The following is a 20934-nucleotide window of genomic DNA, read 5'->3' as shown; positions in this document are numbered from 1 at the left end:
CACCGGGAAGCGGTTTTCCTCACACCAGACCGACACTGCCATCACCGGTACCGGCGGTGGCGGTGGCGGTGGCGGGGTGGCGGGCCGCCGCCGCCCGCGGCCTGCCCTACGGGCGCTCCCTTCCGCCTTCTCCCCGCCGCGCGGGATGGGATGACCAGTCGCCGGATGAGAACGTCGACCCATGAACACCAACCCGCCCCGGACCCCTGGCGGCACCGATCATCCGAACGTCGTCACCTTCCTCGGCCAGCTCGACGGCGCCGCCGTCTCCGTCGGGCCGCCGTCCGGCACCCCGCCGACGCCGGAGGTGGTGCTGACCACCCAGCGTCCCCACCGTGACCCGGCCGTCCTGCGGCTGGCACCGGACGAGGCGGACCGGCTCGCGCGGCTGCTGTCCGCGGCCGCCTGCGCCGCGGCGCCTTCCACCCCCGCCGACCGTTGCGGCGAGGACGGCGGCGGACGGGCCGCCGTCCGCTCGCACCACGTCGTGTGCGTCGCCGAGGGATCCGCGGCCGAGGAGCTGCGCCATGCGCTTGCGCTGCTGCCGGCCCGGGCGCGACTGGTCGACTTCACCTCGGACACCGACGTCGTCCTCGTGTTTGCCACGGACGACCCGCGCTGGCCTGTGCCCCGGTAGCCGCCGCGAGCCGGTTCAGCCGCGCACCGCTTCGATCGCCGACACGACGGCCAGGACGAGAAAGGCACCCGCGGCGATCCGAGTGATCACCGCGATGGGCATGAGGCGGAGCAGCCCGCGTCCCCCGGCGATGGCCAGGCCGGCCACCGTCCACAGCGCCAGCACCGCGCCGATCCAGACCGCCACCGGCGCGTCGAAGCGGGCGGCCAGGTTCGCCGTCGAGATCTGCGTCAGATCGCCGAGTTCGGCGACGAAGACGACCCCGAAGGAGGTGGCCGCCACCCGCCAGAACGTCGGGGCCGCGACCGGCGCCGGGGACGCGGGCCGCCGGGCCGCGGCGTCGGCCCGATCCGGCCCGTCCTTATCCAGACCGTCCTGATCCAGACCGTCGTCCGGCTTCCCGCCGCCGCTGTGGTCCGTACCGCTCTGGTCCCCGCTGTCGCTCTCGCGGCCCTCGCGCAGCACGAGCACCGCTCCGGCGATGAAAAGCACCGCCGTGATCGTGTCGACGATCCGGTGCGGCAGCAGCGAGAAGGCACTGCCGGCCGCCACGGCCACGGTGACGTGCACGACGAAGGCGAGTGCGACCCCGGCCCAGACGTGCAGCGGCCGGAAGCGGCTGCCCAGCACGAGGCTCGCGACCATCGTCTTGTCGGGCAGCTCGGCCAGAAAGATCACGCCGAAGGTGATGAGTGCTGCGGTGATGCTCAATGCCCGGGACCTCTCCGTGGAACCGGGCCGGGAGCGGGGACGCGCCTTCGACCCGGCATGCCTGCCGTGTCGAAGGTCTCGCCCACCCGGCCGCGTGGGCCGGGCCCGGCCGCCGGGTACCCGCAGACCGGCCCACGACGGGTCGATCGGCGGACGCCAGCATGTCGACGACCGGGCCGCTCGGCGCCGCACCCGGCCGGCCCGGCGACGGTCACGTCCGTCGTCCCAGGCCGCGCACACCGGGATCGGGCCGCTCGGCGGGGCTACTCCCCTTCGGGGGAGACAGTACAGCCTGGGCGGACCGTCGGCATCCGCCTCGTTCTCCCCGACTCCGCTCCAACGGGCGCCCTGACGTGGAACGAGCCACAGGAACACGAAAGGACACCATCCATCGGTGGTGGCGTCCGTGAAAATCTCGGAAAGAAGCACTAACTTCACGTGGAGTGATGGACGACGCGCTTCCCCTTGCGTACCGCGCCGGGGACGGTCCGGTGCCGGCGCCCATGACGCTCGCCCGCACAGCGACGGGACTACACCCTGTGATCAACGCCACCGGGGTCATCCTCAACGGCGCGCTCGGTCGGGCCCCGCTGTCCGCGGCCGCGCGTGCCGCGGTGGATCTCGCCGCCGGCACCACCGATCTCGAGCTGGACCTGCACACCGGCCGCCGCGACCGCCGGGGGCGCACCGCCCTGGCCGCCCTCGCCGCGGCAGTGCCGGCGGCGGCGGGCGTGCACGTCGTCAACAACAACGCGGCGGGCCTCGCCCTCGCGGTGGCCGCGCTCGCCGGGCGGCGCGAGGTGGTGGTCAGCCGGGGGGAGCTCGTCGAGACGACCGACGGATTCCGGCTGCCGGAACTGCTGGTTGCCACCGGCGCGCGGATGCGCGAGGTCGGCACGACCAACCGCACCACCCTCGGCGACTACGCGGACGCCATCGGCCCCGACACCGGCCTGGTGCTGCGTGTGCACACGGCCAGCTACCAGGTTGTCGGGTTCACCGACAGCCCCGCCATCAGCGATCTCGCCGCCCTCTGCGCCGACTTCGAGGTGCCGCTCGTCGGCGACTGCGGCTCGGGCCTGCTCCATCACGAGCCGCTGCTCGCCGCCGAGCCCGACGTCACGAGCTGGCTCGGGTGGGGGGTCGGCGTGGTCACGACCAGCGGCGACAAGCTGCTCGGCGGCCCCCAGTGCGGTCTTCTCCTCGGCCGGGCCGACCTGATCGACCGGCTGCGCCGCCATCCGATGTCCCGGGCGCTGCGCGCCGGCAAGCTCACCCTCGCCGCGCTGGAGGCGACCCTGCGCCACCCCGACTCGCCGGTCCGGCAGGCCCTGCGCGCCCGGCCGGAACGCCTCGCCGCCCGTGCCGAGACGCTGGCGGCCTGGCTGCGCCGCGCCGGGATCGCGGCGTCCGCCGTCGCCAGCCGCGCGCTCGTCGACGGCGGCACCGGCGCGACGGTGGACATCCACGCCTGCGGATGTCGGCGTGGGTACGCCACCGGAGTCGATCAGGCCGCCGGGCGAGCAGCCTGCGGTGCACGAGGGTATGGGTGCGTCGGGGCCGAGCTGCCCAGCGCGGCGGTCGCGCTGGACGCGATGATCGCCGCGCCGCTGCGCCATGGGGAGCCGGCCGTCCTCGGGCGCGTCGAGCAGGGCTGCTGCCTGCTCGACCTGCGGACCGTGCCGGCGGAGCTCGATCCGGTGCTCGCCGCCGCCGTCCTCGCCGCGGCGACCGAGGCCGGCGCCGCCGTCCTCACCGACGCCCCCACCGAGCCGCACGGCACAGCGCCGTCCGACACCGTCGCCACGGTGGGCGGGTCGGCGGGCATGGGCGGGTCGGCGGGCATGGGCGGGTCGGCGAGCATGGGCGGGTCGGCAATGGCGGGCGGCATCCCGACGGTGGCGGGCGGCTCGGCGGTGGCGGGCAGCATCCAGGCGCCGGGCGGCGCCGTCGCGGCAGCGGACATGGTGACCGTCGAGTCCCTGGCGATCCCGCCCATCGCCGTAGCGGATCGGCGGGCGCTGTGAGCCGCGCCCGGCTGCGCGACATCCCCGCCGTCGCCGACGCCGGGCGCCGACTCGCCGGTGCGGCCGGTGGCTCGGCCCTGCTCTGCTACGGGCTGGTCCACCTGCTGGTCTGGCCCGGCGCCCCGACCGGCACGCCGGGCGAGCGCTACGGCTGGGACGGGCAGACGCAGCTGCTCGGGTGGCTGCCCCTCTGGGCGGTCTGGACGGTCAGCGGGGTGCTGCTGGCCGCCGCCGTGCTGGGCCACGCCGTCGGCGGGGCCGGACTCGCCGGGCTGCCCGTCGCGCGTCGGTACCGGCTGGCCGCGACCGGGACGGGAGCGGCCGGTTCCCTCGCGCTGTTCGCGGTGGCCTGGCCCGGCCTGGCACCCACACCCACCGAGTTCAGCGCCGGTCCGATCGTCAGCGGGGTGCTGCTGGCAAGTGTCGTCGCGACGGCGTGGGCCCGGCGCCACCCCCCGCCGGCCGGCGCCCGCCAACCCGACCGAAGCCACCCGGCCGGGGCGAAGACGCGCTCACGGGCCGGCGTCTAGGCCTCGGCCGAGGGCGTGCAGCTCCCGGGTCACGTTGAGGCGGGCCAGCGGCTCCCAGTTCCGCCGCGCCCATGCGGTCGCGTAGAGCGGACCGCCGTCCAGCAGGCCGCGCAGGAGCGCCCCTCGCCCCTCGCGCCAGGCGCGTTCGCCGACCCAGCCGTACTCCCGGCGGACCCGGCGCACGTAGCGGTCGTAGGCGGCCGGTGGTCGCGCCAGCACCCGCAGGTCGGCGTCGTTGACCAGGGCCTCGTCGTCGTGGGTCGAGCGATGCGAGGCCGTGGCGAGGACCAGCCGGGCGACATCCGCCCCGATCCGCTCGGGGCAGCCCAGTCGCGCAAGCACGTCGATCGCCAACTCCGCGGACCGCCGCTCGTTGTCCGCCAGCCGCGGTTCGTGGACGGCGTCGTGGAAGTACACGGCGAGCACGCAGACGTGCACGGCGCAGGCCGCCGGCGCCCGGCGGTCGGCGGCGAGCAGCACCCGCAGTGCGGCCGACATCTCCGCGACGTGTCGCAGGGTGTGGTAGTGCCTACCCGGCTCCTGGTAGCGCCGAGCCAGGTCGACGAAGGCCGCCACCCGCTCGCCCACGTCGGCGCGGGAGCCCGCGGTGACCAGCGCGTCGTCGAAGACCCGGGCCAGCGGCGATCGGGGGATGGCTTCGGCGACCTCGCTGACGTGGCTCATGTTCTCGCCCCTGTCCACCCGCCCTCTCACCTCCGCGAGCCCCTCACGTCCGCACGCTCCCTCACGTCCGCGCGCTCCCTCACGTCCGCACGCCCCCTCATGCCCGCGCACCCCCGCACACCCCCTCCCGGACCCTCGCGTCGTCGCCGGCCCGGCAGGCCACCGGCGGGGGATCACGACGACGAGCGTGCTCCCGACACGGGTCCGCGACCGGACGAATGCCTCCACCTGATACCAGAATGGTTCTTCCCTACCGGTCACCGCCCCGGCCCCCTGACACCCGCACGGGGCCAGGGCGCCGCCGGCGGCCGGGGTCGCGCCCGCCGGGGACGCATCACCCGTCCGGGCCACCCGGCGTTTGCGTGAATCGAACAGGCGTGCGAGTGTTGGGCCGTGGCAGTGCAGATCGTGATCGACGGGCAGCCCTACCTCCTGCCGGCGGGTACCGATCCGGACGAACTGCGCAGGCGGATCGCCCAGGCGGTCTTCCGCTGCGAGGTCGAGCAGCTCCACCTCGCGGACGGCCGGACGATGCTGGTCAACTGGCGGTCCGTCCGACTCATCGAGGTCCGCTCGGACGCGGACCCGCCGCCTCGCCCGGAGGGCCGCGAGAACGACACCGGNCACGAGCGGCGGCGGGTCGGCGACCACTAGCAAGATCCGATCATCCGTGTCCGGCCGGTGCGCGCGCCTGCATTACCTCAACAATGGTTGGGAAACACGCGGTTCACGATGCGACCCGGCGTCGACACGACCGACACCCGTCCNCCCAGGTCACCAGCCACCGCCACCCCAGGTCCCCGTCGGACCATCCGGACCAAGCGGCAACTTTCCGACATACGGGTAAAAGCTCAGATTCGGGATGATCGCTTACGCATTGGCATTGATGCGCCGTTTACCTCAACCATGATCCGTCGAGCTGGTTAGGTGTTATTTGTGCACCGGTTGCGGTGATTGTGATCTTTACGAGAGGACGGACGCAGCCGGCCCACTTCGTGTAGCGGCGTACAGGGAGTCTCGTAATGAGCGGGTACGACTATTCNGTTGCCATCCTCGGTAGCGGCATCGCCGGCTCGACACTGGCCAACATCCTCGCCCGACACGGTCACAGCGTGGTCCTCGTCGACAGCGGCACCCACCCACGCTTCGCGCTCGGCGAGTCGACGATCGGAGAGACGACATACCTGTTGAAACTGCTCGCCGAGCGGTTCGACNTACCCGAACTCGGCCACGTGAGCAGCTTCGAGGCAGTGCGCTCGCACGTCACCTCGGCCTGCGGCGTCAAGCGAAACTTCGGCTTCGTGTACCACCGGGACGGGCAGGTGCAGAACCCCGAGGAGGTCACCCAGTGCAGCGTCTCGGAGTTCCCGAACGGTCCTGAAATGCACATGCACCGTCAGGACATCGACTCCTACCTGTTCTACTCCGCGGTCCGCTACGGAGCGGACCCCCGCCAGCGGACCATGGTCGAGCGCGTCGAGTTCACCGCCGACGCGGCGACCCTGACGACGAAGTCCGGCGAGACGCTGCGGGTCCGGTACGTCGTGGACGCCTCGGGCCGCAACTCGGTGCTCGCGAACCAGTTCGCCCTGCGGGAGGAGCCCTGCCGGTTCCGGACGAACTCCCGGACGCTGTTCACCCACATGGTCGGCGTCACCCCGTTCGACGACGTGACGACCCCCAGCGGTCAGCCGTCGCTGTGGCACCAGGGCACCCTGCACCACATCTTCGACGGCGGCTGGCTGTGGGNCATCCCGTTCGACAACCATCGCAGGGCCACCAACCCGCTGTGCAGCGTCGGGCTCAACCTGGACGCCGGCCGTTTCCCGAAGGAGCCGGGGCGCACCGCCGAGCAGGAGTGGGCCGCCTACCTCGACCGCTTCCCCAGCGTGGCCCGCCAGTTCGCCGGCGCCCGACCCGCCTGGGACTGGGTCTCCACCGGGCGCACCCAGTACTCCAGCACCCNCACGGTCGGCGACCGCTGGGCGATGATGAGTCACGCCGCCGGGGCCATCGACGCGCTGTTCTCCCGGGGCATGGCCAACACCATGCAGGTGATCTACGCCTTCACCCCGACGCTGCTGGCCGCGCTCGCCGACGACGACTTCTCCGCCGAGCGGTTCGGCCACATCGACACGCTCAACCAGACGATCCTCGACGTCAACGACAAGCTCGTGCACGGCTCGTACGTCTCGTTCCGGGACTTCGACCTGTGGCGGGCCTGGTCGAAGGTGTGGTTCCTCGGCTGGAACATGGGCATCGCGAGGATCGTCGGGACCTACTTCGGCTATCTCGAGAAGGGTGACCGAGCCCTGTTCGACCGGCTGCTCGACGCCCCACACCTGGGCACCTTCTGCCCGGACCTGCCGGAGTTCCAGCCGTTCTTCGACTCCCTGAGCGCGGTGATGGTCGAGGTGGAGGCCAGCCGGCTGGCCCCGGCGGCCGCGGTCGAACGGCTCGCCGGCCTGCTCGGCGGGGCCGACTTCCTGCCCGCGCCGCTGCGGCTCGGCGACGTGCTGCGACGCTGGCACGACGGCTCCTTCGAGGCCCAGCGCCGGATGTACGAGTGGGGTCGGACCGACTCCCCGACGCCGCTGCGGCGCTGGTACGACTACGACCTCGACGAGCTGCTGACCCGCACGGGCGGGACGCCGCAACCGGCCGTCTTCTGACACCGCCGGGCCCCGGTCGGGCGCGGTCCGCCCGTACCGCCGGTCGGGCGGTCCCGCTCGCCGTCCGGCCGCCGGCGACGTTACGTTTGGGATGACACGTCGGCCGGCGCGAGCCGTCCGGCACCCAGCGGCCAGCGGAGGCAGCGCCGCCTGACGGAAGGTTGCCCACCATGGGACTGCCCCTCAAGGCACGTGACGTCCCCGGCCGCGCCGCGGCCGGGGCGTTCATCCTGCACTCGGGTCTGGGCAAGTGGAAGGCCGACCGGGCCACCGCCGAGGGACTNCACGGCCTGGCGGCGAACACCTATCCGTTCCTGGCGAAGCTCGACCCGGTGACCTTCACGAAGGTGCTCGCCGGCGCCGAGATCGCCCTGGGTACGGCACTCGTCACCCCCGTCGTCCCCACCGCACTCGCCGGCCTCGGGCTGTCCGCCTTCTCCGGGGGGCTGCTCGGGCTCTACGCCCACACGGAGGGCATGCGCGAGGAGGGCACGATCTGGCCGACGCAGCAGGGGCTGCCCATCGCCAAGGACGTCTGGCTGCTCGGCATCGGACTGGGCTTCGTCGTCCAGGGTCTCGGCGCCCGCCGAAGCCGGGCCACCGACTAGCCCGCGCCGCCACCGATCAGCCCGGGTCAGCGGACTGCCCAGGGGGGCCTGGGCGCGGGGATCCGCCCGGTGGCGGTCGCCACGGCGCCGAACCGGTCCGCCCCGGCCTGCCAGTCGGCGCGGGCGGCGTCGATCTCGGCCCGGGAGCGGGCGACGAAGTTCCACCACATGACCAGCCGGTCGGCGAAGGGCTCCCCGCCGAGCAGCAGCGCGCGGGCGCCGTCGCCGACGCGCAGCGGCAGCTCGTCGTGCCCGGCGCCCAGGTAGCCCAGCCGACCGGGGCCCAGGACCTGCGCGCCGACCTGCACCGCCCCGGCCAGAACCACCAGCCCGTGCTCGAAGTCGCGCCGCAGCGGCAGAACGGTGCCGCCGGTCCGCAGCACGAGGTCGGCGCCGACGAGCGGGGTGTCGGTGCGCGCCGGGGAGACGTTGCCGTCGAGCTCGCCGAGCAGCACCGTCGCCTCGGCCGCCCCGAATCGGGCGACGGGCAGCTCGGCGTGGTGGGTGAAGGCGGGTGGGCCGTGCCGGGTGTGCTCGGGCTGTGCCACCCACAGCTGCACGCCGTGNAGGTCACCCCGGTGATCCTCGGACTCCTCCGCGTGGGTCACCCCGTGCCCGGCGGTCATCAGGTTGAGCTCGCCCGCACGTAGGACCTGTTCGGACCCGAGGCTGTCCCGATGGACCTGGCGACCACTCAGCAGCCAGGTGACGGTGGCCAGCCCGATGTGCGGATGCGGCCCGACGGACACCGGATTCGACGGTGAGATCGCCATCGGACCCAGGTGGTCGACGAAGCACCAGGCACCGATGGTTCGCCGGGCCCGGCGGGGCAGGACCCGCCGCACCGGGATGCCGCCCACCTCGGCGGTCCGCCCTTCGATGACCGTCAGCGCCGGCCCGACCGCCCGCTCCGGCCCGACCGCCCGCTGCGATCCGACCGCCCGCTCCGATCCGACCGCCCGCTCCGATTCGACCGCCGAGGCCCGGTCGGCTCCCGACGGCGGTGACGGGGGGAGACTCGGCACCGGCGGTTCCGCCGGCACGGGGGCGACGTCGACGGGCAGAACGGGTCCACTCATCCCCCAACGTTACGACAATCGTTGCATACGCAACAAACAGTCGCCCTACTCACCCTCGTCCCGGTGGACGGTCTCCGGGAGAAAGGCCGGCAGGCACACCGAGATGTAGTCCGCGCCGTCCGCGCCACGCGTGCTGTAACGGACCCATTCCCCGGCGGCGGTGTGCACCCCCTGGCCGGCCGCGACCTCGATGATCCCGTCGGCGTGCTCCACCGTCACCGAGCCGCGCAGGACGATCGTGTATTCGTCGAACTCCGGCCGCTGCCCCGGCTCGGCCCAGCCGCCCGGACTCGACATGTGCGCGATGCTCAGGCTCCGCGTGCCCGTGTTCACTCCGCCCACGTACTCGCGAATGATCTTTGGAAGGTTCCCGGCGGCCTCGACGACGGTCGGGGACTCGATGAAGGTCGGCATGGGATGCATCATCGTGCCTGGCCGCCGGCCCGGCGACGGTGGAAGGCAGGTCGCGACGGCCGACGGTACGATCCGGTCGCGCTCCCCCGGTTCAGGCGGGGCGCGGAGGGGGCGTCGTGACAACCGAATCAATCTTTCACCCCAGGGCCTGGATGGCGACCGGGGTCATTCCCGCACGTCACGGCGCCATGGATCCCCCGCCAGCCGGTGCGCCGTTCACCGGTCTCGGCGCCGTCGAGGCGGCGCTGGCCGGGCTGACGTTCCATCACTTCGCCATCGTGGTGACGGATCTGGAGCTCGCCCGCGAGCTCTACACCGTCTCCCTCGGCATCGACTCCTGGCACACCCGGGCGCTGTCCGGGCCCGCCGTGTACCGCGGCCGGCCCGTCGCGCTCGACGGCGCCCGCGTCGCGATCGGGCGGCTCGGTGCCGGCCTGGTGGAGCTGATCGCCCCCGGTTGCCAGCCGTCGGCGGCGCGGGAGACCCTCGACCGGCGCGGCGAGGGCCTCTTCGCCATCGGCTACCTCGTCGACGACGTGGCCGCCCAGCTTCGCGTCCCGGTCTCCGCCGGGGCCCGGATCGAGCAGGTCAGGCCGGATGCGCGGCATCCGGTCGAGGCCTGTCTGGACGCGGGCTCCGGTCTGTTGGTCGACCTGGTCCAAAGCGGCTCATCCTGGCCGGTCTGACCACCGGCACGCCGTGGCGCGATCCCATGGACTTGTGCCGGCGACCCGTTGAATGTCATCATCGGTTCAGAGGCCGCCCGGCACCCCCCGAGCTGGGCGGCCTCACCTGCGCCATGAAGGCGCCGCCCGGCGCAGGCCCGCCGGGTACGGACAATTCCGCAGGGTACGTGCCGTCGGGGGAACTCCCGAAAAGCATNCCGGCGGTCGGCCCACCAGCCGCGCCGCGTTCCCCACCGCACATTGCGAGCCGGGAAAGAACCCTCCGCCGGTCAGAGCGAGGCCAGCCGAGGAAAGGGCCCCGTCGATCCCGTCGGAGACCGNCGGTCAGGTGGTGACGACGACTATCGTGAGGATCAGGCCGACCAGGGTCGTCGCGAGCGCGACGAACGTCGCGATCCTGCCTCGCCCGCTGCCCTTCCGCCAGGCCATCGCCCCGCAGCCGATCGCGATCAGCCCGGCGAGCGGGAAGAACAGCCCGAGTGCGGCGAAGGTGAACGCCAGGATCCACAGCGCGCGGGCGCCGGGCAGCTCCGCCTCCTCCGCCTCCTCCGACACCGCCGACGCAGCGTGTTCCCCCTGGTCCAGGCCACCGTCAGGGTACGGAGCAGGTGGGGCCCCAGCGGGAACGGGGGAAGCGGTCCCGGCCTGTTCCGGCTCCTTCGACGTCGGCGTGGAGCGACCTCGACCATCCCCGACCTGCGCTGCGGTCCACCCGTCCGGCGCCGTGCCCGGTGCACCGGCGGGCGTTTCCGCGGGAAGCGAGCCGGAATCAGCGCTGGTCACCGGGGNCGGCTTGGTCATCACGGACTCCTCGTTTACGTACTTTCCGGGTTTCTCGACGGATCTGCGGTCGGAGAACCGGCCCGTGGCCACAGAGCCTGACGCAGAATCCCGCCGGTGTCCCAGATCCTCCCGAAAGGCACGCCGCGCGGAGGCATCGGCCACCCGAAAGCGCCACCGACCGTGACATAGGTCGCCGTCGCCCGCGGCCTCGGTGAAATGCGACTAACGGCCCCGCTCGGCCAGGTTCTCCTCGACGAAACGCTCCATGCCCGCGACGAAGGCCCGCGCGTCCTCGGCCGGCCAGGCGTCGAGCCTGCGCTGGAACGCGCCCGCCAGCCGGCCGCGCAGCCGCTCGATGGCGGCGTGCCCCTCGTCGGTGAGGGTGAGCCGGGTGGCCCGGGCGTCGTCGGGATCGGCCGAGCGACGCAGCAACCCGAGCGCCTCAAGCCGGTCGCTGTGCCGGCTCACCACCGACCGGTCGATGCCGATCTCCGTGCTGAGCTTGCGCGCCGTCGTGGGGCCCGTCCGCGCCAGACCGCTGAGCACGGGGTAGGTCGCCTCGTCCAGGTTGACATCGCCCGCGGCCAGCAGGTCTCCGAACAGCCGCATCCGGGTCGGCCGNGCGAGCAGCATCCCCAGCGCGGCGGCGAGCCTGGCGCCGTCCTCTGATCCCACCGCTCGACCTTACTCTGCGTGCACGGTGCACGAGCCGGCCGCCATCTGGTGGACACCAGGACACGCCTGGGGACCCGCCACGCGGACCGGGACACAACGTCGATCTTCGGGTCGGGTGCCCCGGGTGGGGCGTCCTGGCGGCGCTTCGGCAGACTGGGGCGCAGGCGCCGCGGCGGACCATCGGGGAGCACGGCGGACGGCCACGACACCTCGCAAATCCGGAGACGAAACGTGACGGGCATGCTTGCAACCCTTCCGCTCAGCCCGATCGAGCGGATCGCCGCCGACCACCGGCGCATCCCGGTGGAACTCGGTCCGCGCAGCTACCCGGTCGACATCGGCGCCGGGGTCCGCCGGACCCTGCCCGACGTCGTGGCCGCCATCGGGGCGAGGCGGGCCGCCATCGTGTCCGCCCGCCCCCTCGACGCCGTGCCCGACCCGGGCGTGCCGGCGCTGCGGCTGGCCGCCCGCGACGGCGAGGCGGACAAGACGCTCGCCAACGTCGAGGCGCTGTGCAGCCGGTTCGCGGACTTCGGGCTGACCCGCGGGGACGTCGTCATCTCCTGCGGCGGCGGGACGACCACCGACGTCGTGGGGCTCGCCGCCGCGCTCTACCACCGCGGCGTCGCCGTGGTGCACCTGCCGACCTCGCTGCTCGCCCAGGTCGACGCGAGCGTCGGCGGGAAGACCGCGGTGAACCTGCCGGCCGGCAAGAACCTGGTCGGCGCCTACTGGCAGCCCAGCGCCGTCCTCTGCGACACCGACTACCTGGCGACCCTGCCCCGCCGGGAATGGATCAACGGCTACGGCGAGATCGCGCGAGCCCACTTCATCGGGGCACCCGGGCTGCTCGGCCGGCCGGTCGCCGAGCAGATCGCGGCCAGCGTGGNGCTCAAGGCCGGGGTCGTCGCCCGCGACGAGCGGGACTCCCACCTGCGCCACATCCTCAACTACGGGCACACCCTCGGTCACGCCCTGGAACGCACCACCGATTACGCACTGCGCCACGGCGAGGCCGTCGCCGTCGGCACCGTGTTCGCCGGCCGGCTCGCCGGGGCACTCGGCCGGATCGGGCCCGAGCGGATCCGCGAACACCTCGACGTCGTGCAGGGCTACGGGCTGCCCGCCGCGCTGCCCGCCGGGGTGGAGCCCGCCGAGCTCGTCGCGGTGATGCGGCTGGACAAGAAGTCGACGAGTACTGGGCTGACCTTCGTCCTCGACGGCGCGCACGGCCCGGAACTCGTGCCCGATGTCGACGAGGACGTGGTGCTGGCGGCGCTCGCCGCGATGCCCCGCGAGGACCCGGCGTGACGGCCCCGGCGGGGCTGCCGGTGAGCGGCACCACCCGGCTGTATGCCGTCATCGGTGACCCGGTCGCCCAGGTGCAGGCGCCGTCGCTGCTCAATCCGCTGTTCGCCCGGCTCGCGATCGATGCCGTCCTCGTCCCGGTGCACGCCCGACCGGCGAGCTTCGCCACCGTCCTGCGCGGGCTCGCGGCCACCGGGAACCTCGACGGCGTTCTCGTCACGATCCCGCACAAGGTCGCCGCCTGCGCCCTGGCCACCGAGCACAGCGCCGCCGCGCGGATCAGCGGCAGCGCCAACGTGTTGCGCCCGATTCCCGGCGGCGGCTGGCGGGCCGACAACTTCGACGGGGCCGGGTTCGTCCGCGGGCTGACCGCCGCCGGCCATCCCGTGCGCGGCCGGCGGGTCGCGCTCATGGGGGCCGGCGGAGCCGGCAGCGCCATCGCGGTCGCGCTGCTCGACGCCGGCTGCGGGCCGTTGTCGGTCCACGACCCGGACCGGGCGAAGTGCGCAGCCCTGCTCGCCAGACTGGACGAACACTGGCCGGGCCGGGCCGCCGCGGTGGCCGTGGCCGAGCCGGCGCTGGGCGACGCGGACCTGGCGGTGAACGCGACCCCGCTCGGCCTGCGTCCCGAAGACCCGCTGCCCTTCCCGCCCGCTGCGCTGCCAGCGGGATGCGTCGTCGCCGACATCATCATGAAGCCCCCGCGGACCCGGCTGCTCGACGCGGCCGGCGCGCTCGGGCTGGCGACCCATCCGGGCATCCACATGCTTGCCCATCAGGTGGACCTGTACCGGTCGTTCTTCCAACTCGGCCCGGCGGACCGCCCCTGACGAGCCCCGGAGGCTGCACATGCACTGCACATGCACACCCTCGCCCCGCCGGTGACGCCCGGCGTTCTGGGCATCGACATCGGCGGGACCAAGGTCGCGCTGCGCCTCGAACCGGCTCACGTCACCGCGCCCGCCCACGCCGCGACATCCACCACCACGCCCACCACCACCGGCGGCCTGACCCAGGTCGGCGGGCCAGGCCGCGTGGACGCTCCCGACGGCACCGTCACGCCGGTCGAGGCGACGTTCCGCTGGGAGCCGTCGGCGAGCGCCACGCGGGATCTCGACGATCTCGCCGCGCACGTCGCCGCACTGCGGACGAAGTGGGCCGGGCCGGTGACCGCGGTCGGGGTCGCGATGCCCGCGACCCTGGACGCCGCCGGCCGGGTGACGACCTGGCCGGGCCGGCCGAGCTGGACGGGACTGGCACTGGCCGAGGCGCTGCGTGACCTCGTGCCGGGGGCGACCGTCGCCTGCGCCGACGACGGCGACCTCGCCGCGCTCGCGGAGGCGCACGCGGTCGGCTGCCCCGACCTGGTGTACCTCGGCCTCGGCACGGGCGTCGGCGGCGGGATCGTGCTGGACGGTCGGCCCTGCCCGCGACCCGGCCACGGCTCGGCCGAGATCGGCCATCTGGTGATCTCCGCGGGAGGCCCGCGGTGCACCTGCGGTCGGCGGGGCTGCGTGCAGGCCACGGCCAGTGGCCCCGCCACCCTGCACCGGGCAGCGCGGTACCGCGACGGCGATGTCGACAGTGTCGCCGAGGACGCCGAGGACGCCGAGGACGGCGGGGACGGCGGGTCGGCGTCCCGTGCGGAGGTGACCTTCGCCGAGCTACGCGCGGCCTGGCTCGCGGGGACCGGCTGGGCGGCGCGGGCGGTGGGGGAAAGCGCGCAGGCGGCCGCCGTCGCCGTGGTCGGGCTGACCGAGCTGCTGCATCCGGCGATGGCGGTGGTCGGGGGCGGGTTCGCCGACGGGCTGCCCGGATTCGCCCAGGCCGTCGACGAACGCGCCCGCGAGCTCGGCCGCCCGGGTCATCCGCCCGCGCCGGTGCGGGCGGCGACGCTCGGCGGCCTGTCGTCCCTGGCGGGCGCGATCCTGCTGGCACGCCAGGGGTCCTGACCCGGCCCCGCCGGCTCGTGGGTCAGTCGCGCGCGAGCAGACTCCCGGCCCCGCCGGCCGCGGCCGCCAGCGACGGCGGCCCGGCCGGCGGATCCCCATCGACGGCGGCGTCGCCGAGCAGTGCCAACAGCTCCGCGGGACGGTGCAGCACGGCGTCCGGGCGGGCCGCGCGCAGCTCGACGCCGTCCGTCTCGCCCCACAGCGCGGCGACCGCCATCACGCCGGCGGCGCGGGCGCTGTCGATGTCCGCGACCGCGTCACCGAGCATCATCGCCTCCCCCGGCGCCGCTCCCAGCAGGTCGAGCGCGCGCAGCACGATGTCCGGGGCGGGCTTCGGCCGCGGGATCTCGTCGGAGCCGATGACGTGGTCGAACAACGACAGCACGCCGAGCTCGCCGAGCAGGTGGCGGGCCCGCGGGCCGGACTTGCCGGTGGCGACCGCGAGCCCGTGGCCGCGGGCGCGCAGCCGGCGCAGCAGCTCCTCCACGCCGTCGAAGAGAACCACCTCGCGGGCGAGCCGATAGCTCTCCCGCACGAACGGCTCCTCCATCGCCAGCGGCAGATCCATGATCCGCATGATGTCCGGGAAGTAGCGGCCGAGGTGGCGGTTGTACTCCTCGAAGGGCGGCTCGCCGGGACCGACCACCTCCGCGTAGGCGATCGTGAACGCCTGCCNCATCACGCCGAAGCTGTCGACGAGCACGCCGTCCAGATCGAAGATCACTGTCTGCCGGTGCGCGCCGCCGGCCATCGGCCGGCCCCCCGGTTCCGTTCCCACATGCCCCCCCGGGCTCGACGACGAGAACAACGGTGCCTTATCTGCGGGACATCATGAGCCCGCGCGGACGAGCTGCGGCGTCGGGCGGTGCGAGCGCGCCGAGTCGTAGAGGCGCTCGATGGCCGCGATCGTCGGCCGGACCTCGGCGATCGCCCGCCCTCGGGAGGCCGGATCGGTCAGCATGGCCGGCAGCTCGTCGAGCTGGCGGCGGTACTCGGTCCCGATCGGCTCGTCGGGCAGCGCCACCGCGGTCGTCTGCCCGCTGCGGGTCAGGGACAGGACCGACCGATCCTGCCGGTTCGGCCCGAAGCCGAAGGTGCAGCGCAGCGAGGCGGTTCCGGCGGCCCCCTCGACGTTGATCGCGGTGAGGTCGCGGGCCTCGTGCGAGGCCCAGCTCGCCCGCAACGACACCGAGGTCCCGTTCTCGGTCACCAGGAATCCGCGCGCCGTGTCCTCGACGTCCCCGCCGGCGGCCGGACCGGCCGGACCGGCCGGACCGGCGGAAGCGACCTGCTCACCGTGCCGCCAGGATGCCGCCCACGCGCCGTCGCTGACGAAGTCGTCGGACGTCGTCCCGACCACCTGGCGGAACTCGACGCTGCCGAGCAGGGGGGTGAGGGTGTCCAGCAGATGCCAGCCGAGGTCGACCAGCGCGCCACCGCCGGACTGCTCCCGGCGGGTGAACCAGCCACCCGCGTCGGGGATGCCGCGGGCGCGGATCCACGCGAGGTCGACGTGGCGGATCGCGCCGAGCCCCGCGGCGACCTCGTAGAGCCGGCTGACGTCGGCGCGGTACCGCGCGGCACTGCCGGCCAGCAGGGTAACGTCGCCGGCCCGTTCGGCGGCGGCGAGCCGGTCCGCCTCCGCCGAGCTCAGGCAGACCGGCTTCTCCAGGAAGACCGGGATGCCGGCGGTCAGCAGCCGCTCGGCGATGTCGGCGTGCCGATGGTTGGGCACCGCCACGACGGCGAGGTCGAACCGGGCCGAGCCGAGCTCGGCGACGTCGGCGAGCAGCGCCAGGTCCGGGTGCTCGGCGGCCACCGCGGCGCGGGCGGCGGGATCGGGATCGACCGCCGCGGCCACCGCGAACCGGGGGTGCTCGCGCAGCCGGGGCAGCCAGATGGACCGGCCGGCCCAGCCCAGCCCGACGACGNCGACCCGCACCGGCAACGGCGCCGTCACTGCGCCGCCAGGGTGTCGGCCACGACTGCCGCGACCTCGTGCATCTGCTCCTCGCTGCCCAGCAGGGTGCGATGGTGCAGCCAGACGCCGTCCGCGCTCAGCGCTTCGGTGTTGGGGCACCGCCGTGCGATGTCGTCGACGGACTCCGCCGGAGCGCCGGTCTCCCAGAACCCGTTGGAACGGTAGATCGCCCGGAAGGCGGCGAAGGCGGGCAGGCCCCGCTCGACGAGCGCGTCCACGACGGCGTTGCGCCGCTGTTCGCTGAATCCCGGAAGGCGGAACATCGCCATGTAGTGCGGGTTGNGGTCGCAGCGTTCGTCGCGGCTCTGCGGCACGACGCCGGGAATGGCCGACAGGGCCTCGGCGAGCACCGGCCACCGCTGCTCGCGGGTGTCGATCTGGCCGGCCAGGCGGCCGAGCTGGGCGCGCAGGACCGAGGCGGAGAACTCGTTGAGCCGGAAGTTCGACCCGGAGGTCTGGTGGAAGTACCGGCGGTCGGTGCGCGGTCGTCCGCAGCTGTGCCGCAGGAAGGCGATCTCGTGCAGCTCCGAGTCCGGGAAGGTGACGGCGCCGCCCTCGCCCGCGGTCATCAGCTTGCCGTTCTGGAAGCTGAACGCCGCCACCGAGCCGAGCTCGCCGACCTTGCGTCCCTGCCACTGGGCACCGTGCGCGTGGGCGGCGTCCTGGATGAGCGGGACGCCGGTGTCGGCGGACAGCTTCGCCAGGGCGTCCATGTCGGAGACCTGACCGGCCGTGTGCACCGGCATGATCGCCTTGGTGCGGGGGGTGACCGCGGCCGCCGCCGCCNCCGGATCGATGCAGTACGTGTCCAGGTCGACGTCGACCGGCACGGCGACCGCGCCGAGGCGCTGCGCGGCCTGGGATGAGGAGATGAACGTGAACGCCGGAACGATGACCTCGGTGCCCGGGCCGACGCCCAGAACCTGGAGGGCGAGCTCGAGGGCGTGGGTGCCATTGGTGACGGCGAGCGCATAGTCGGCGCCGTGATAGTCGGCGAATTCCCGCTCGAAGCTGTCGACCTCGCTGCCGCCCATGCGCCACCACTGACCCTGCTCCAAGGCTCGGATCAGTCCGGCGCGTTCCTCGTCGGAGTACTGCGGCCAGGCCGGCAACTCCGGTGCGCGTCGCACTACACCGCTCATGGTCCCCANCCTTTTCTTACGTGACGATAAGGTTCGCGCAAGGATCCAGGCCGTCTACGGTTCATTACCGTGAGCTGACCGAAGGATTTACGCGAGAGGTGCGCGACGGACGGTACCTCAACGCCTCGGACTCGCCTGTCGTCCCCCGGACGGGACTACCGCTTCACCAACGAGAGAGCAATCGACACGCCACGGAGACACTACCAACGCGCTCGGTCGTGTCGTCTACGGGTCGATATGGCCCGTCGCTGACCGCGCCATAGCTGCGATATCGTCCACGGGACGCCGACCGACCCGGCCGGTCGGCACCGGTGCCGGCGCGAGTGATGAGGTCTGGTGAGCACGCTTCTTCTGGTGAACGGTCCGAACCTGGGCATACTCGGTCGGCGGCAGCCGGAGGTGTACGGCACGGCCACTCTGGCCGACATTGAAACCNCCGTCACCGCCCGGATCGCCGAGCGCGGCTGGAAACTGGTCTCCGNCCAACGGGAATCCGAGGGCGAGCTGATCCACGCGATTCAGGATAACTACGACTCGGTCGGCGCAATCGTCAACCCCGGGGCGCTCATGATGTACGGCTGGAGCCTGNGGGACGCGCTCGCGAACTACCCGAATCCATGGATCGAGGTCCATTTGTCGAATGTCTGGGCGCGGGAGTCCTTCCGGCACGAGTCGATTCTGTCGGCATTGGCCCGCGGAGTGATCGTCGGCCTCGGCCCGCTGGGCTACGAGCTCGCCGCCCAGGCACTGCTCAGCCTGGTGCCCTCCTCGTCCGGCTGATCCGGCCACGGCCGATCCGGCCGATCCGTCACGTACCACCGCCGTCGTCAGTCCGCGGCCAGTGCCCGGGCGGCCGCGTCGGCGACGGCCGGGGTCAGGCGCGGATGGTCGACGGGCGGCAGCAGCCCGCCGGGCGGGGTCAGGTCGACCAGGGCCTGGACGGCGGCCAGTCGCGCCGCCGCGCTGATCGGTCGGTGGGTGCGCACCGCGGCGCGCAACAGGCCGGGCAGGGCGTGCAGCGGACGCGGACCCGAGGTGGCCGAGGCCAGCGGCGGGGGTGTCTCGGGCCGGGTCCGCAGGACCGGTACCTGCTCCGGCGGCGAGGCCAGGCCGATGAGGTCGACGAGCAGGTCGAGGTGGGCCGCGAGCCGATGCAGCGGCTGGATCCCGAAGGCGAGCGGATCGTAGAGGGTGAGGTCCCGGATCCCCGCGGCGAGGAGCAGGCCGGCGAGGTCGCCACCGCGGGCGGGATCCACGACGGCGACCCGGGCCGACTGCGGCCGCACTCCCCGGCCGCGCAGGTGGGTCAGGACGGCGGCGGTGGCGGCTACGGCGAGGCCGTCGTTGACGGTGTCGAGCAGCGGCGTGGCGCTCGGCAGCTGCGCGGCGCGGACAGCGTCGATGTGGCTGACGTGCGTGTGGACCAGCACCGTGGCGGCGAATCCGGGTGCCAGCATGCCGATCGCCCGGCCGAGCTCCGCGGCATCCCGCGCCGCGATGGGCATCGGGATGACGTCCAGACCGGTGGCCCGGTGCAGGTGGACCGCCTGGGACTCCACCGCGGGCAGGGCCGCCTCGGCGGCGAGCGGCTCGAAGTCCAGCACGGCGCTGGCGTCGGAGAGCAGCNCCACCCGGCGGGGTCGCCCGGTGAAAAGGTCGGTGTGGGTCGGGTGGGTGGCCAGATGGCGGATCACCCGACGATCCGCGTCCGCGTCGAGGAGCGCGAGATCGTGCCCCGTGGTCACCGACGCGCACAGGGCCTGGGTGAGTTTGCCCGTCGACGCGACGACGAAGACCGGGTCCTCGGTCTGGAGCAGGTCGGCGCCGAGACGGTTGCGCAGGGCGCTCAGCAGCCACGTCAACGTCGGGCCGCTGTCGGCGTCGAGCGTGATCCGGCGGCCGGCCGGGTCCGGCTCGTCCGCATAACAGGTGATCGCGCCGGGACCTGCGGCGATGACGGCGTCGATGTCCGCCCGGACTCCGCGCGGCACCCGGATCGTGACGCTGTATGCCGGATTGGCCGCGGCGGCCGGCCCGGACCCGCCGGCGTCGCCCTGGCCTGGTACCCGCCCTGTCACGAGCCACTCTCCATGATCGTCCCACCCGGGACGGAGCCGGTGGACCGGTCCGGTCCGGCGACGCGGAGACGCCGCGCCATCGCTGGGCCCGCCACCGCCGCGGCGAAGCGCCACCGCTCGCGGGAGCGGATTATGCGTACTTCCGGCGGTTGGCCGATTTTCTCACCGATACCGAGATCCTGACCCGAGCGGCGTCGGACGCGCCACCTGTGCAAGCACGTTCCGGCGGCCCGGCCCGGGTGCCTCGCCCCCCGCGCCGCCGGCAGGACAGGGCGGTGAGCGCCGACGCGTNACACCGCCTCCCACAGAGGCGGCCCGACCGGGAGACTCTCTGCGCGGTGCGGGAACGTGCCCCAGGTAGGAATCGGACCTACGGCCTACCGCTTAGGAGGCGGTCGCTCTATCNACTGAGCTACTGGGGCGGACGGGGCATCGAATCGACGCCATGGGCGATCTTACGGCCGCCGGCGGGGATGCCGACGGCAGGCTGACGCGTCACGACCGCGATATGCCGCGCGAGATCGGAAGTCCGTCCCGATTCTTCCGCTTCGTCCGGGTTCGCGCGGCCCGCCCGGTCAACCGAACTGCTGGGCCATCTCGACGAGCTCCTTGCACTTCGGGCATATCGGGAACCGCGAGGGGTCCCGGACGGGTTCGAACTTGTAGCCGCAGAGCGCGGTGACCCGACCGCCTTCGATGGACGCGCGGACGATCTCCTCCCGGCGGGCGTAGTGGGAGTGGTCGTCGCCCTCGTCCGTGCGGGTGTCCGACGTCTCAGGTGCGATCTGAGTCGTGCTCATGGTGTTGATTCTAGTGCGGACACCGCCGGCGTCCCGGGCGGGTGAGCCCCCGTTCGGCGGCGGCCGACCGGGCGGGCGCCTGACCGGCGTGCGGGCGGGTCCGGACCCACGGGGAAACTGTCCGGGGGACACGGCATACACGGGACGCATGGCCCTTGCACCCTGGG

General features: G+C 73.5%; 17 protein-coding genes, 1 tRNA gene and 16 pseudogenes. 17 read left to right on the top strand and 17 right to left on the bottom strand.

All coding sequences use genetic code 11. The annotated features are described in order from the left end of the window. The first annotated feature begins 181 nt into the window (after positions 1-181). Entirely contained in the window at positions 182-637 is a 456-nt protein-coding gene (locus tag UK94_RS04540; protein WP_011602162.1) for a hypothetical protein, read from the top strand. A gap of 15 nt (positions 638-652) precedes the next feature. On the opposite strand, the gene UK94_RS04535 is transcribed toward UK94_RS04540, so the two are convergent. Next, positions 653-1348, bottom strand: a complete 696-nt coding sequence (locus UK94_RS04535) for a TMEM165/GDT1 family protein (RefSeq protein WP_011602161.1) — start codon at positions 1346-1348, stop codon at positions 653-655. Positions 1349-1794: 446 nt separating this feature from the next. Between UK94_RS04535 and selA the strand changes: the two genes are divergently transcribed. Both selA and UK94_RS04525 read left to right on the top strand, forming a co-directional pair. Beyond that, positions 1795-3375 carry an L-seryl-tRNA(Sec) selenium transferase gene (gene selA, locus UK94_RS04530; protein WP_041938812.1) on the top strand — a complete coding sequence of 527 codons (1581 nt, stop codon included), beginning with the start codon at positions 1795-1797 and terminating at the stop codon, positions 3373-3375. After that, positions 3372-3905 (top strand): hypothetical protein, encoded by a 534-nt coding sequence (locus UK94_RS04525; RefSeq protein WP_011602159.1) that lies wholly within the window; start codon positions 3372-3374, stop codon positions 3903-3905. The genes selA and UK94_RS04525 overlap by 4 nt, the downstream gene beginning before the upstream one ends. Here UK94_RS04525 and UK94_RS04520 read toward each other — a convergent pair. After that, positions 3888-4607: a hypothetical protein gene (locus UK94_RS04520; RefSeq protein WP_231861499.1), complete on the bottom strand. Its 720-nt coding sequence runs from the start codon at positions 4605-4607 to the stop codon at positions 3888-3890. The genes UK94_RS04525 and UK94_RS04520 overlap by 18 nt on opposite strands. 1025 nt (positions 4608-5632) lie before the next feature. Between UK94_RS04520 and UK94_RS39600 the strand changes: the two are divergent. The 5 genes and pseudogenes from UK94_RS39600 to UK94_RS04505 form a co-directional block, all read left to right on the top strand. Beyond that, positions 5633-5803, top strand: a pseudogene (locus UK94_RS39600) (tryptophan 7-halogenase); the annotation flags it as partial. A gap of 1 nt (position 5804) precedes the next feature. After that, positions 5805-6338 (top strand): annotated as a pseudogene (locus tag UK94_RS39595) (FAD-dependent oxidoreductase); the annotation flags it as partial. Between the two features lies 1 nt (position 6339). After that, positions 6340-6554: pseudogene (locus UK94_RS39590) on the top strand (FAD-dependent oxidoreductase); the annotation flags it as partial. A gap of 1 nt (position 6555) precedes the next feature. Then, positions 6556-7261: pseudogene (locus UK94_RS39585) on the top strand (FAD-dependent oxidoreductase); the annotation flags it as partial. A gap of 284 nt (positions 7262-7545) precedes the next feature. Continuing rightward, on the top strand, positions 7546-7869 hold a 324-nt coding region (locus UK94_RS04505), incomplete at its 5' end, for a hypothetical protein (RefSeq protein ID WP_235486470.1). Positions 7870-7895: 26 nt separating this feature from the next. On the opposite strand, the gene UK94_RS39580 is transcribed toward UK94_RS04505, so the two are convergent. The 3 genes from UK94_RS39580 to UK94_RS04495 form a co-directional block, all read right to left on the bottom strand. Beyond that, entirely contained in the window at positions 7896-8252 is a 357-nt protein-coding gene (locus UK94_RS39580; protein ID WP_268761208.1) for a pirin-like C-terminal cupin domain-containing protein, read from the bottom strand. Positions 8253-8436: 184 nt separating this feature from the next. Beyond that, on the bottom strand, positions 8437-8948 hold a 512-nt coding region (locus UK94_RS39575), incomplete at its 3' end, for a pirin family protein (protein ID WP_235486468.1). A gap of 45 nt (positions 8949-8993) precedes the next feature. Then, positions 8994-9362 carry a cupin gene (locus UK94_RS04495; RefSeq protein WP_011602153.1) on the bottom strand — a complete coding sequence of 123 codons (369 nt, stop codon included), beginning with the start codon at positions 9360-9362 and terminating at the stop codon, positions 8994-8996. Positions 9363-9550: 188 nt separating this feature from the next. On the opposite strand from UK94_RS04495, the gene UK94_RS04490 reads away from it, so the two are divergent. After that, complete coding sequence (locus tag UK94_RS04490) at positions 9551-10048, top strand: VOC family protein (protein WP_011602152.1); 498 nt, start codon at positions 9551-9553, stop codon at positions 10046-10048. 324 nt (positions 10049-10372) lie between these two features. On the opposite strand, the gene UK94_RS39570 is transcribed toward UK94_RS04490, so the two are convergent. Together UK94_RS39570 and UK94_RS04480 are read right to left on the bottom strand one after the other, a co-directional pair. Further along, positions 10373-10603 carry a hypothetical protein gene (locus UK94_RS39570; protein WP_235486466.1) on the bottom strand — a complete coding sequence of 77 codons (231 nt, stop codon included), beginning with the start codon at positions 10601-10603 and terminating at the stop codon, positions 10373-10375. Between the two features lie 450 nt (positions 10604-11053). Continuing rightward, positions 11054-11440 (bottom strand): MarR family transcriptional regulator, encoded by a 387-nt coding sequence (locus UK94_RS04480; protein ID WP_235486569.1) that lies wholly within the window; start codon positions 11438-11440, stop codon positions 11054-11056. A gap of 306 nt (positions 11441-11746) precedes the next feature. On the opposite strand from UK94_RS04480, the pseudogene UK94_RS39565 reads away from it, so the two are divergent. From UK94_RS39565 to UK94_RS04465, 4 genes and pseudogenes are all read left to right on the top strand, one after another. Next, positions 11747-12395, top strand: a pseudogene (locus tag UK94_RS39565) (iron-containing alcohol dehydrogenase); the annotation flags it as partial. 1 nt (position 12396) lies between these two features. Beyond that, positions 12397-12817, top strand: a pseudogene (locus tag UK94_RS39560) (3-dehydroquinate synthase); the annotation flags it as partial. Next, positions 12814-13644: a shikimate dehydrogenase gene (locus UK94_RS04470; protein WP_197537246.1), complete on the top strand. Its 831-nt coding sequence runs from the start codon at positions 12814-12816 to the stop codon at positions 13642-13644. The pseudogene UK94_RS39560 and the gene UK94_RS04470, both read left to right, overlap by 4 nt. 30 nt (positions 13645-13674) lie before the next feature. Beyond that, positions 13675-14766 carry an ROK family protein gene (locus UK94_RS04465; RefSeq protein ID WP_011602147.1) on the top strand — a complete coding sequence of 364 codons (1092 nt, stop codon included), beginning with the start codon at positions 13675-13677 and terminating at the stop codon, positions 14764-14766. A gap of 22 nt (positions 14767-14788) precedes the next feature. On the opposite strand, the pseudogene UK94_RS04460 reads toward UK94_RS04465, so the two are convergent. The 6 genes and pseudogenes from UK94_RS04460 to UK94_RS39540 all read right to left on the bottom strand — a co-directional run. Beyond that, a pseudogene (locus UK94_RS04460) lies at positions 14789-15441 on the bottom strand (HAD-IA family hydrolase); the annotation flags it as partial. A gap of 1 nt (position 15442) precedes the next feature. Then, positions 15443-15517, bottom strand: a pseudogene (locus UK94_RS39555) (3-amino-5-hydroxybenzoic acid synthase); the annotation flags it as partial. A 78-nt stretch (positions 15518-15595) separates the two neighbouring features. After that, positions 15596-16697: pseudogene (locus UK94_RS04455) on the bottom strand (Gfo/Idh/MocA family oxidoreductase); the annotation flags it as partial. Positions 16698-16722: 25 nt separating this feature from the next. Continuing rightward, positions 16723-17029: pseudogene (locus tag UK94_RS39550) on the bottom strand (DegT/DnrJ/EryC1/StrS family aminotransferase); the annotation flags it as partial. A 1-nt stretch (position 17030) separates the two neighbouring features. Continuing rightward, a pseudogene (locus tag UK94_RS39545) lies at positions 17031-17533 on the bottom strand (DegT/DnrJ/EryC1/StrS family aminotransferase); the annotation flags it as partial. A 1-nt stretch (position 17534) separates the two neighbouring features. Continuing rightward, on the bottom strand, positions 17535-17889 hold a 355-nt coding region (locus tag UK94_RS39540), incomplete at its 3' end, for an aminotransferase class I/II-fold pyridoxal phosphate-dependent enzyme (RefSeq protein WP_235486464.1). 336 nt (positions 17890-18225) lie between these two features. On the opposite strand from UK94_RS39540, the pseudogene UK94_RS72815 reads away from it, so the two are divergent. The 4 genes and pseudogenes from UK94_RS72815 to UK94_RS39520 form a co-directional block, all read left to right on the top strand. Then, a pseudogene (locus tag UK94_RS72815) lies at positions 18226-18324 on the top strand (type II 3-dehydroquinate dehydratase); the annotation flags it as partial. Between the two features lies 1 nt (position 18325). Beyond that, positions 18326-18370 (top strand): annotated as a pseudogene (locus UK94_RS39530) (hypothetical protein); the annotation flags it as partial. 1 nt (position 18371) lies between these two features. After that, a pseudogene (locus UK94_RS39525) lies at positions 18372-18477 on the top strand (3-dehydroquinate dehydratase); the annotation flags it as partial. A 1-nt stretch (position 18478) separates the two neighbouring features. Then, positions 18479-18669, top strand: a 191-nt coding sequence (locus tag UK94_RS39520; RefSeq protein ID WP_235486462.1) for a type II 3-dehydroquinate dehydratase, incomplete at its 5' end; no start/stop codon positions are given. Between the two features lie 47 nt (positions 18670-18716). Here UK94_RS39520 and UK94_RS39515 read toward each other — a convergent pair. The 4 genes and pseudogenes from UK94_RS39515 to UK94_RS04430 all read right to left on the bottom strand — a co-directional run. Then, positions 18717-19515 (bottom strand): annotated as a pseudogene (locus tag UK94_RS39515) (malic enzyme-like protein); the annotation flags it as partial. A gap of 1 nt (position 19516) precedes the next feature. Further along, positions 19517-19967: pseudogene (locus UK94_RS39510) on the bottom strand (malic enzyme-like protein); the annotation flags it as partial. Positions 19968-20316: 349 nt separating this feature from the next. Further along, positions 20317-20389: transfer RNA gene (locus UK94_RS04435), tRNA-Arg, on the bottom strand. 153 nt (positions 20390-20542) lie between these two features. Next, entirely contained in the window at positions 20543-20767 is a 225-nt protein-coding gene (locus UK94_RS04430; protein ID WP_011602139.1) for a DUF3039 domain-containing protein, read from the bottom strand. Between the last annotated feature and the right edge of the window lie 167 nt (positions 20768-20934).

Source organism: Frankia sp. AvcI1, from assembly GCF_001420875.1.
In the GTDB taxonomy this organism is placed as follows: Bacteria; Actinomycetota; Actinomycetes; order Frankiales; family Frankiaceae; genus Frankia; species Frankia alni.
The sequence above is the reverse complement of the archived record's forward strand: the minus strand, read 5'-3'. Positions and strand labels throughout refer to the sequence as shown.

Bases quoted from the DNA above. Each gene is read 5' to 3' on its own strand.
- UK94_RS04490 (WP_011602152.1), top strand. From the start codon at position 9,551: ATGGATCCCCCGCCAGCCGGTGCGCCGTTCACCGGTCTCGGCGCCGTC.
- UK94_RS04480 (WP_235486569.1), bottom strand. From the start codon at position 11,440: ATGCGGCTGTTCGGAGACCTGCTGGCCGCGGGCGATGTCAACCTGGAC.
- selA (WP_041938812.1), top strand. From the start codon at position 1,795: ATGGACGACGCGCTTCCCCTTGCGTACCGCGCCGGGGACGGTCCGGTG.
- UK94_RS04465 (WP_011602147.1), top strand. From the start codon at position 13,675: ATGCACACCCTCGCCCCGCCGGTGACGCCCGGCGTTCTGGGCATCGAC.
- UK94_RS04540 (WP_011602162.1), top strand. From the start codon at position 182: ATGAACACCAACCCGCCCCGGACCCCTGGCGGCACCGATCATCCGAAC.
- UK94_RS04495 (WP_011602153.1), bottom strand. From the start codon at position 9,362: ATGCCGACCTTCATCGAGTCCCCGACCGTCGTCGAGGCCGCCGGGAAC.
- UK94_RS04430 (WP_011602139.1), bottom strand. From the start codon at position 20,767: ATGAGCACGACTCAGATCGCACCTGAGACGTCGGACACCCGCACGGAC.